11 protein-coding genes are annotated in these 10,972 nt (G+C 45.6%); all 11 read right to left on the bottom strand.

Annotated features, from left to right (window positions below; all coding sequences use genetic code 11):
* Positions 1-2: 2 nt before the first annotated feature.
* Positions 3-1,853 carry a VirB4 family type IV secretion system protein gene (locus H8710_RS11790; protein WP_249295994.1) on the bottom strand — a complete coding sequence of 617 codons (1,851 nt, stop codon included), beginning with the start codon at positions 1,851-1,853 and terminating at the stop codon, positions 3-5.
* Between the two features lie 24 nt (positions 1,854-1,877).
* Positions 1,878-2,564: a TraC-like domain-containing protein gene (locus H8710_RS11795; protein WP_249295996.1), complete on the bottom strand. Its 687-nt coding sequence runs from the start codon at positions 2,562-2,564 to the stop codon at positions 1,878-1,880.
* A gap of 194 nt (positions 2,565-2,758) precedes the next feature.
* The gene (locus tag H8710_RS11800) at positions 2,759-4,483 is read right to left on the bottom strand and encodes a DUF8193 domain-containing protein (protein ID WP_249295998.1); all 1,725 of its coding nucleotides are present in this window, start codon (positions 4,481-4,483) and stop codon (positions 2,759-2,761) included.
* Between the two features lie 88 nt (positions 4,484-4,571).
* On the bottom strand, positions 4,572-5,123 hold the full coding sequence (locus H8710_RS11805; RefSeq protein ID WP_249296000.1) for a DUF6550 family protein: 552 nt from the start codon (positions 5,121-5,123) through the stop codon (positions 4,572-4,574).
* A 150-nt stretch (positions 5,124-5,273) separates the two neighbouring features.
* Entirely contained in the window at positions 5,274-5,819 is a 546-nt protein-coding gene (locus tag H8710_RS11810; protein ID WP_249296001.1) for a hypothetical protein, read from the bottom strand.
* Positions 5,816-6,211, bottom strand: a complete 396-nt coding sequence (locus H8710_RS11815; RefSeq protein WP_249296003.1) for a DUF4320 family protein — start codon at positions 6,209-6,211, stop codon at positions 5,816-5,818. The genes H8710_RS11810 and H8710_RS11815 overlap by 4 nt, the downstream gene beginning before the upstream one ends.
* 9 nt (positions 6,212-6,220) lie before the next feature.
* On the bottom strand, positions 6,221-7,093 hold the full coding sequence (locus H8710_RS11820) for a secretion protein F (protein ID WP_249296005.1): 873 nt from the start codon (positions 7,091-7,093) through the stop codon (positions 6,221-6,223).
* Positions 7,094-7,156: 63 nt separating this feature from the next.
* Positions 7,157-8,086, bottom strand: a complete 930-nt coding sequence (locus H8710_RS11825) for a type II secretion system F family protein (protein ID WP_249296007.1) — start codon at positions 8,084-8,086, stop codon at positions 7,157-7,159.
* Complete coding sequence (locus tag H8710_RS11830; protein ID WP_249296009.1) at positions 8,087-9,442, bottom strand: ATPase, T2SS/T4P/T4SS family; 1,356 nt, start codon at positions 9,440-9,442, stop codon at positions 8,087-8,089.
* Positions 9,432-10,187 (bottom strand): CpaE/TadZ family protein, encoded by a 756-nt coding sequence (locus H8710_RS11835; RefSeq protein ID WP_249296011.1) that lies wholly within the window; start codon positions 10,185-10,187, stop codon positions 9,432-9,434. The genes H8710_RS11830 and H8710_RS11835 overlap by 11 nt, the downstream gene beginning before the upstream one ends.
* The gene (cpaB, locus tag H8710_RS11840; protein WP_249296013.1) at positions 10,177-10,956 is read right to left on the bottom strand and encodes a Flp pilus assembly protein CpaB; all 780 of its coding nucleotides are present in this window, start codon (positions 10,954-10,956) and stop codon (positions 10,177-10,179) included. The genes H8710_RS11835 and cpaB overlap by 11 nt, the downstream gene beginning before the upstream one ends.
* Positions 10,957-10,972: the final 16 nt, after the last annotated feature.

The following is a 10,972-nucleotide window of genomic DNA, read 5'->3' on the forward strand; positions in this document are numbered from 1 at the left end:
TTTTATCTACCTCCCGCGGTTCCCATATACCCAAATTTATACCCTGGAATTTCAAAATGAATGTGTAGCCTTTTGGAACCGAGTACCAGCAGCGCGTGACCTCGTTTCTTACTCTCCAGCAGTTCCACTTCTGCTTCGGTCAGGTTATATAACTCCTGTGTTTCCTGCAAATTTTTTCCGTCACAGCCCATCAGGATTTTAATGGCGGGAATATCTAAAAGCGCCTGCCCATACATCTTAATTTCCGGTGATAAAAAGTCTACAACGGAATGGGATATGATAACCAGCCCGGATTCATATTTTCGCGCACGTTTTTCTACGTTCCGCAGAAACACAAGAGATTGGGGGACATTGGGGTCAATCATCAAATACGCTTCGTCACAGATTAACAGCACACGTTCCGTTCGATCTTTGGACATCTGCTCAAAGCACCAGGTCAACAGATTAAAATACTGCGTCCGCTTAATATTGTCATTGGTATTTTGGAGGGAATGGGTGTCAAGGCAGATGCAACGGGAATGTGTTTGGATGGTCGTATGTCCGTTCCACAAAAAACTGTCGCTGCCGTTTGCAATATCGTTCAGCAGCAGAGCCAGATCGCGGTAGACCATTCGCGTCTTTTCCGCTTTCGCCTTTTTCTCAATCAGTGCATACAAATCTGAGAAAATAGGGAAGTCCTCATCTCTGAGCTTGGATACGTCGGTATCCCAAAAGATGCCGAACTGGTTATACAACTCAATTACCGATTGTTTCAGCGTCGCTTTCTGCATATCGGTCAGACTTGGAAGATAAAGCTGAAAGAAGATATCCAGGGTTTTAATATGACAAGCCATCTCAGAGAGATGGGTTTGGCCATCATCAGACATACTATTTCCCTCATCCTGATACAGCTTATCCATTTCCCCTTCATCATCGCGGGGCGCAGGACGAATTTGCAGGGGATTCATCATGCCGTTAGAGCCTCCGCCAGCGTTAATCCAGTCTCCGTTTAAGTTATGGCAGAGGTCTTTGTATTCGGATTCTGGATCGATAATAATTAACTTTGTCCCTTTCATAAACTCAGATAAAAGGAGATGCTTAACCGCAGTAGATTTCCCCACTCCCGCCACGCCGGTAACTACCATGTTGCTGTTGGTTCTGTCATTCCCGCGTTTCCAAGTATCGACAATTACCAGGCCTCCGCTAGAATCTTTTCCAAAATAGTAACCATTGCCGTCACTGTAGCCATTCGAGGAAAAAGGGAATCCACCGACAAAGGTTGACATGGGGATAATTCGGGATGTGATATTGTCAATCGTGTTGTTAGCGGGATAAGAGGGCGAAATGCTTTGAAATCCTTCTCTCTGCAAGTTGGAAAGGGTTCGGGCTTTGCACTTCTGTACATTTAGTACAGATTCCACACGGCGACAGATTTTATTAAATTGCTTTTCGTCCTGTGCCACTGGCATGATTGTGACACTCATCAACGCAACTGTTTCTCCTTCCTGATCGATTTGAAGCATAATGCGTTCTCCGTCCTCAGCGGCCTTTTCTGCCCTTTGTCGAGTCAGCGGATCTTTGGCACTCTCAGCCGTCCCACGGTTTTGGATGATACTCTTTGAAATGGCACTAATTAATGCGCCGTTATCGATGGGCTTAATGCCCACTGATACAATAGTAGACGGGATATTTGTGATTTTAGAGAGCCAGCCGTAGTCCACCTTCTGCGGGTATCGGATAATCCCATATACCTTACCTGTATTTTCGCCAATGACCAGACTGTTTTTCTTTATTTCAAGCCCCATTGGAGTAATCACGTTTAGAAGTGCCTCATTCATGGGAATAAAGTCCTTTTGCGGTTTTGTCAGTTTCATCAAGCGGATACCTCCGTTTCTTTACTATTTGTCCCTCACTAACAGGGGGATAGAGGGTGAAAAATCCGAGTCCTCCAAATGAACATAGGCAGGATTGTTAATGAGATTGCATAGGCGGACGATTTCCTGCTGTTCCAAAATTTCGGTCTGTATTCCTACATCCAAAAAGTATCCTTCCAAATATTTGAGCTTTTGCAGAAGGCCGCGTTCAACCCCTTCTTCTGATTTATCCCATATGAGCAGATAGAATTGCCTTTCTACCACGTCACCGGAGAGTGCAAAGGTAGACATTTCTAGGATTTCCTGCCTCAGTAGCTCCTTTTGCTTTACATCTCCACAGTTTGTCAGGGTATCGGAAAGTTCCGACAATAGCGGAGAAATATCCACCGGACGAGATACAGCCAACAACTGAAACGAATACCCGACACTGGACATATTAGCGGTAAGCTGCCGGACAATCTGTTTTTTCTCACTTTTAGAAAATAAGTCGATGCTGATGGGCATCACACGGAGATAAGCCATTATAAGACCGTCGCGCGTATAGAGGAAATTCCCCCGGATGTCTTTTACATTCACAAATTCATTGGCTGTCACTGCGGCGGGATTGATATTTGGGGCTGCCGCCTTTTTTTTCTTTGAAAGCTTGATATAAATAAGTGCCCCACCGCCAAGCAGTGCGCATACGCAGAGCATTATAACTGGTAATAACAATATTTCACCTTCCTTTTTATATTAAAAACCCGCACTTTTTAAAGTGCGGGTTTCTGTTGTGTTATTATCTTCTTTTATTTTCCGAACTTGTAAACGTCAACCCCATTGTGTACGTTTTCAATCATGGTAAGCATTTTACCAATAAGCTCCATCCGTTTTCCTTTCCATGAAAAGTAATTGTTTATTCTTACTCCCTAACTACCCGGCGCGATATGCCAGTCATCATATAAATTCCCGGAGATACTGACAGAATCAGTTAAGTTGGCCGAGAGCATACCTGCTGGCGTCCAGATGTCGCAGACATAGGTATTGACACGATAGGTTCCGTCTGGAAACCAAATAGGCGAGAAGTGTACAGGGTGGTTATAGGTGCTGTAGATATTGTCCGCAAACTCAAATCTTGCCGTCTTGCCGCTGGCGGTACACTTCAGCAATCGCCAATAGGTTTCATAGTTAAATTCCGGGAAATAGGATATGGCTGTCTGCGCATTGGTGTAATGAAAAGACGGCGCCGCCGTGTTGACAGTAGCGACAGTGAGATTTTGAACCCCGTAACCGGATTTCATGGTTTTCCCGCTGGCAGTAGGAGATTGCGTATCGGGTGACAGGTTCATAGATGCGTTGAGAGAAGCGGAGTAATGGTTGCGGGTAAAATCGTACCAGCCCCGATCTTCCCACCAACCTTCGTCTACCCAATATCCGTTAATTCCATTGGTATAATATCGCCAGTTAGAAATCCATACCCAATAGGGGTGCCATTTAGCAGACCATACATACCAGGACGCAGAAGTTTTTTCCGGCCGATATGGTACTGCATTTGATGACCAATTTCCTCGAACATCGGTAGCTTTAGGGTCGGGCGGGTCCTTTCCAGACAAGTCTACAACTTTGGCTTTAATAGTAGTTTGGCTTAATGTCCCCTTTGAGGTGCTGACAGAGATGGTAATATCCTGTGGAGTGGAAGGAGTATGCCATTGTACCCATGCAAGCTGACTTTCTCCTTCCGGTATTACAATGTTTCCCATTGTATAGGTGCTGCCATTTATAGAAAAAGTAACACGCGCCGGATTATCAGGGTTGATTTCATCCGACGCAGATAAGGTGACGGGGGTGATAACGTCGGTGTTGATTCTGTACTCATAGTCATATCCTGTTTCCTCCGGCGCTTCGGGGGGATCGGTAAACCATACAATTCCCATGCCAAGATAGGAAATGATGGTATCGTTTGAAACCGTCCGATTCGTCGCTCCTGAATAAGCCGGAAAATTCAAATCCGCATATTCCAGATACATAGATAGAGGCAGATTCTTGTGGGTGAGGGAAGTCATGGCCGTTCGCAGCTTTCCGCCCACCTGGTTGTCGTATAGAGCCGCTTCATGGGCGGTCATGGCAACTTGTATGCCATCGTATTTAAAATAGGCAATTGGCTCTAAAAAGAGCTTGTATTTACCGCTTATCATTTCTTCATAGGATATGCCAGTACTATTTGCAATACCTTTTACAACGTATTCAGAACAAAAATACCTTTTAATTTCTTGAATATTTACGTTACCATTGTCGCTGATGATACGCGGCATTGTAATGGCAGGCTTCTCATAAAGGTATTGTCCCATAGTCGGAGAAAGAAAAGTACCGCCTCTGTATTGTATCTTGCTTACCTTTCCGAAATGTAAGCTGACAGTAGGAGATTTACTGGTCAGATCAAATGGTGTACAGGCTGGTTGTTGCGTTTCACTGTTGATAACCGTTATGCGTACCCCGTCCATGCCGGGAGACCACGAGTTTTTCGACGTACCTTGTCCCATATCCCCACCGCCACCATCTATATTACCGCTGCCCCCGGTATCCGCAAAAACGGTAATGGGAAACAGGAATAGGCCAAGGGTAAGTGAAAGAATAAAAGCGAAAAATCGCTTCAAGAGAAAACCCTCCTATCTAAAATAGGTATCTATTGGGATATAAAAAAGGAGTACGGCTTGTCCACCGTACTCCTTTTTAGCTATATATTTAGTTCCCCATATTTCCAACTTGCTTGTTTATATCCCCATCTGAATCAAAACTTTTTTCAACTGTACCGCCGCCTTCATCCTTAATCCAACCAAAGCCATCAATGTAAATCATGCCGTTCTTTTTCTCACCGTTTTGCGGTGTGTTACTGTCGGGATTGATTTTAGTATCTTCTTCCGCATAGGAAGGTTCTTGATTTGGATTGGTCAGTTGACTTTCATCCTTTACCTGCGGTTTGGGAGGCGGGGTCGCTTCTTTTTCTATTTCAGAAAGATTGACTTCTACACTACCACCCTTTTCAGGATCGAGTATGGCGTCTGATTCCGAAGATTCTGTACCGGTATCTTCTACATTGGGTAAATCAACCATACTTACGTTATTGTCCGATGTTACATCAGATACATCGTTTACTGTTAAACCGGAATCTGTAGATTCTGTATTTACGAGTATATCCGGCGTTTTTGAACCGGCAGTCAAAATAACGATTAGCGTTACTAGCAGGACAAGTACAATAGCACCACCGCCAAATAACAGGGCCTTTTTCTTTGTCATAGTATCAAACCTCCTTGATAAAGATTTTTATACAAATTGGATAATGCTTCTGTTAATAATATACCATACGTATTCGTTTTGCGTCTAGCGGCCAAAGCGCCTAAATATTTTACGCTTTTTTTGTATTTCCCAGGGCATACCCTCCAAAAATCAAAATTTGGGGATATATACCGATTGAAAACGCATCGTAATTTTCATGTCTGGCAGATGTCCAAAGCCAAAGGACAATGGCACGGCCACAGTGATTGTTCCAGTTGCAGTAAGCTGTGAAATCCCATTTGGGTTTGACGGTGCAAGAGGGGCGTTTGATACATCGACTGTGAGATCGGATAACCGGTATTCTACATTCTCTCCCGCGTATTTCACATACTGGCCGTTTTCGTATTGCAATGCCAAAACCTTTTGCAGCCGTCCATAGATATTTCCGTTTGTGATATTGCGATACCACTCATTTTCTGATAGCTGATACCCGCCTGAATATCCCTCCCGCAGTCCAGCATAAGCTTCGTCCCAATTTTGTGTTGCCACGTCGATGACGGCGGACTGCACCGCGTCACGGATTCCTTGCGCGACAATCATCAGCCTTGCGTTTTCAAACATCACTGTAGACAGTAGGATACATCCCAATACAATGGCCAAAATCAAGGGCCCTCCACTTCCAGATTTGTCTTTTAAAAACTTTCGTATCTTCATCATTTGTGGTACACCTCACTGGTTCCAGTCGCTTTTGCGCTCAGAGTAATCGGGAAGGATGCAAAATTTCCGAATAACCCGATATTCATCTGATAGGTCAGCGTGACTGTCACCTCCTGCCCAAGCTGAATGTTTCCCGTTCTACTCCAATCGACATCTGGATTTAGGCCCATTTCTTTTTTTAGGGAATTGTTCTTTAATGTGGTCGCAGAGCCTACGCATCCGGCGATTTCGGCGGTCCGTACCAGCTCGGCTGCATAGGTGTCAAGGCTCTGTTTTGCAATAAATACCGGCATGACTTTGACGACTAAGGCGATTACCAGAACGACAGCAAGAACTAGGACGCATACGTCTACAAAGCCTTCGCCCCGTTTGTTTTTAAAAAGCTTTGTCATAAGCACCCCCTAAAACATCTTGCCAAAGGCGTTCATCACTTCATAGCCCAGTATTCCTAGATACATCAGCAGGAAACAACCGAGCAGGAAAAAGGAATACTTTTTCATTTTTGAGGGCTTTTTCATCGCTTCCAGTTTTAGTTTTTGAATCTCTAACTGTTTAAATGTCATACCAAGCATTTGAAAGTAGACAATGCCGTTATCGCCGCGCTTAACGGCAATCAGTCCGCGGACAATATCAGAAAGCATAGTGCTGCCAATCCGCGTTTCGAAGCGCATCAGTGCGGATTCCTCATTACCTGAAACCATATCTGCTACTGTGATTTCCAGTTCCTGCTTTAACGCAGTCCCAGCATTTTGCTGATAGTTTTTCAAAATATTGAGTACATCACGGGAAGCCTTTAATTCCTGCATAATCGTGCTGACAAAACGGGGCAGTTCAGTTTCTATTGCCTCACGTTTTTGTCTGACTATTTCCTCTGGCCGCTTGATTTCCCTGAAATAGATGGTAATTGCCAGAAATGCAATGACAGGGGAAAGTAGTGGGAAAACCAGTAGTGTGGGGATGATAAATAGAGCTGTCAGTCCCGCCTTTACCCACGCTGTGGCGATATATGTCTCCGGTGTCATGGCGATGCCCGCTGATTTTAAAGTCGCTTCCATTTTTCGTTTCTTGAAATCGGACAGCCGAATCAGCGCTGATACCTTCGATGCTATATCGAATACAATCGCATCAAGGCTTTTGGTTCGCCGTTTTTGCTGGCTGCGGACGGCCATAACTGCCCTTGTCCCCGCGCTGGTTGGAAGCTGTAAGACAGCCGCCGCAATAAAAAAGGCCCCGAAGCCAAATAAAACTCCGAAGCACAAGATAATTATGGTCAAAAGGTGTTCACCTCAATCCTATATATACTATATTTTATTTCGTTGTGGGACAAGCAAACAGAATCAACGCTTATACTCCACTGGCCTTGTCAGACGGATTACGGCGGCAAAAGAAATGAACAGCGTCAAAACGCACACCGCCAGAATCGCTTTGCCAACGCCTGTCGTCACAAGGGTAAGATACCAATCCCTGTTCAGGAAATAGAGCAGAGGGATATTACCGACCAGTAATAGTGCCATTGTAATAAACTCTTTTAACGGTTCATACATGAGGTAATCCAATTCCGCAGAAACAATCCGCATATCGGAAAGTTTTTCCACTATTGGCGTCAGCGTGCTTTTTAGCGTCTTGTCGTCCTGACAGGCAACAGCTGCGTCAATCCATTCCCAAAAAACAGCGTTTTGGAGCTTTGGTTTTAGGCTTAAAAGTGCCTGTTTCACGTCGGTGGTGATGACGCTGGTTTCCGCTAAAAAAGAGCGAAACACATCGGATACGGGCGGGTGTAGATAGTCGATATTTTCCGCCACAGCCGTGATAATGCTTTCCGAGCGCAGATAGGAGGTGGTAATGACCGACAGTGCCGTTTCCACCTCGTTATTTATCATTTTCTTGTAATTGTGAGAAGTGAAGATGATATACCAAAACGGCAGCAGCGCCATCCCAACGGCAAGGATAGGGAGCATAAAGTAATTTTGGATTAAGATGCAAAATAGGCAACCTACGATCAACAGGAAAAAGGACAGGGTGCAAAGGGCGGCAAACTGTCCGCTTTTACCCATCAATTCCAGCGTTTCTTTTACCTCACGCAGCGTTTTTTTAATTCCTTTTGGTTCTTTTGGGTGACGTATTTCTTTAATCTGCCTGGCGAGAGATTTATGCCGAACCGCAAAAGATTGCGTCAGGTTTGTAAGGAACTCAAAAGGGGACATATCAAGTAACAGGAAGATGCCCGCGAGAAAACCGATAAAGGCAAGGACAATGAGAATCGACATCTATTCTGCTTCCTCCTTTCTGCCAGATATTTCTTCCAACAGATTTAACGGCATACCGTTTTCCAACAATCTTTTTTGTAGGGATTTTGAAATGGCGTTGACACGCTGAAATTCACCCTTGATTTGGATTTTGCCGTCTGTGACGGCTGTTTCGGATATATGGTAGCGATAAAGGGTGTGAATCTGCCGCGTTCCATCCGGCAGGATTTCGCACTCAGTAATCTCCATGACCCTGCGGGAATTATCCTCTAGTTTTTTCACATATACAATAACCGGGAACGCTTCGGTGACGAGATTGTAGAGGGTTTTGTCTCCCATATCATATTTTTGGGTACAGAGCGTTACCATACGGTAATAGGTGGCGGCGCAGGAATTGGCGTGCGTCGTGGTAATAACGGCGTGTCCGGTGCGGGCTGCTTCCTGGGCTGCAAACGCCTCGGCAGATTTCATCTCGCTTACGCAGAGGATATCTGGGTCACAAGTCAAAGCAAATTCCAATAGTTTTTCCTGGTCGATATTCTGTCGGGGATCTTCGGAATAACGGGTGACGGTATGCACTACGTTGTTAACCACATTGCCGTTTTCATCCTCCCGCACAAGGTCAAACTCCCGGCAATCGTTTTCGATGGTAAAGAGCCGTTTGGTATTTGGCAGAGTAGATAGTATCCAACTCATCAGCGTGGTTTTTCCGCTGCCGGTGGAACCGGTCACACAGATAGAAAGGCCATAACGGAGAATAGCCGAAAGAAAATCCAGCATTTCGCCGGTTGCCGTCCCGTATTGCACAAAATCATCACGGGACAGCTTTTTGGGATTAATCAAGCGAATGGACGCGGCGACTCCTTTTTCTCCGTCGGTCAGCGGTGTGCCGAGGGCAGTAATGCGGATTTTATTGGATAAATGCCCGACTACCCCCGGCTGTGACTGGTCGAGTATCATCCCCGATTTGTGCAAAAGGCGGCGTATCACGTCAACGGCGTGCTGCGGCGACTGGAATTTTTCATCCGCTTGTGCGACACGCCCATCGCTATAGGTGATTTTAATATCTCTCCAGGAATTGATATTGATTTCTTCCACTTCGTTGTTGTAGAGATATTTGGTTAAGAACGAAAATTCGGCCATTTCAGAGTATAGGCACTCGATAAGCTCATCCTGTGTCATCCCTTCGACGCCCAGACGGTAATCCGAGATATATTTTGCAATATACGCGGTAATCTGACGGCGCTGTTCCTCCGGGTTATTGGTAATGAGGGCGGCGTATTTGTTGGCAAGGTATTCCTGCACTTCAGAAAGGACTTCAGAAAACTCCTTTTTGTTGCTCCCGGTGTCAAAAAATAAATCCATATTATTGGTCACTGTCAAACACCTCCCGCGTGATTGCGGAAATCATACTTTCATAGGCCTTTCCTTCCTTGCCGGAAAGGGGAGCCAGCAGATTTTGAGTTACAGCCTGTTCCTCGATAGACGGCAGATACGGCAGGCAGAAAGATACGCCTCCATAGGCGTTTTCGTATTCTCTGCCGCCCTGATAGGGGTGGGGATTTGTCAAAACCCGGATGTGCTTATCAGTCTTGAATTTCCTGTCCCCGATTAAAGGAAGATAGGACATATAGTAGGAGAGGCCTTTTAAATCACAGGGGCAAAGCCTCAGTACATTGTCGGCAACTTCCAAAGCGGCGGTAGACAGCACATTATCGTTTAATACCGAAGAACAATCCACAATGACATGATCGGCAATATGCCGAAGCAGCACCAGCATGTCTACGGCGCGCTCTTTGATATATCCAGCATAGGTGTAGGCATTTTCCCCAGCTGCATATCCTATAAAGGACACATATGGATTCTGCTCCGATGCAATGAGGTTTTTCATTGCGATTTCCTGAGAGATGACAGGAAAAGAAAGTGCCGCGCCCAATGAACCGTCCGCAGATTTTTTCGTCCGTATGACAGTGGGGAGGGGCGGGGCTACGGCGTCGCAGAAAACTACTGCCACATTCTTTTTTCCCTTTGCCAATTCGGCGGCGATTTTTAAAGCTGTCACGGTTTTGCCGCTGCCGGGGCTGCCCCATACGGCAAGCATTTGTTTTTGCTTACTCTGCATTGCTATCCTCTCCATTCTGTTCGGTATTTTCGCCGCCGTCCGCAAAATACTGCTCCTGTGCCGATAAAAACTTTTCGGCGTTTTCCCGGCTTCCTCGGTAGATGAGGGCAGCGTGGAAGGTTTTGCTATTTTCAATGTTGGCAAGCAATTCGGCCTGTTCCATGTTAACAAGCAGGGTCAATGTCGCAGGTAGATTTTGCTCTGGATTTTCTTCTTCACTCATTTTTGATTCTTCATATGACTTATCCGCCCCCGTGCTTGCCGTCGCTGCAAGGACTTCGACATAGCGCAGTTCAGGAGGCGTCTCGGTAATACCCGTATCTTTATCTACCGAGATAAGGGAAATTATGTCCCCGGCTTCCAGCTTACCGGACAGGCCGGCCGCGAAGGAAGGGATGGTAACGGAGACAGCGATCCTCTGGCCATCCAGTTTTGTCAGGTATTCAAATTCGGTCAGAGGTTCGGTGGACAGTTTATCTGACAAGATATAGTCACCGGGGATCAGGTCGTATTCGGCGTATTGGCCGACTGCTTCCTCCTTATTTTTCACAACATCGGACGGAAGGTTGTGGGCACCCACTGTTACTGTTTCGATCATGGATTCGTCAATCCTGTCTCCACGGGAAATGTCGGCTTTTACCCGGACAATTTCAGTCTGCGCCTTCAATGAGGAATTGAACAACGGCGTAATGCCGAAACAGACGATAAGGGATAACACAATACAGATGATGCCGATCAGCATACGATTTTGAAATATTTTCTTATTCAAGACTTGTTACCTCCTG

The sequence above is a fragment of the Fumia xinanensis genome, assembly GCF_014384905.1.
GTDB lineage: Bacteria > Bacillota > Clostridia > Oscillospirales > Ruminococcaceae > Fumia > Fumia xinanensis.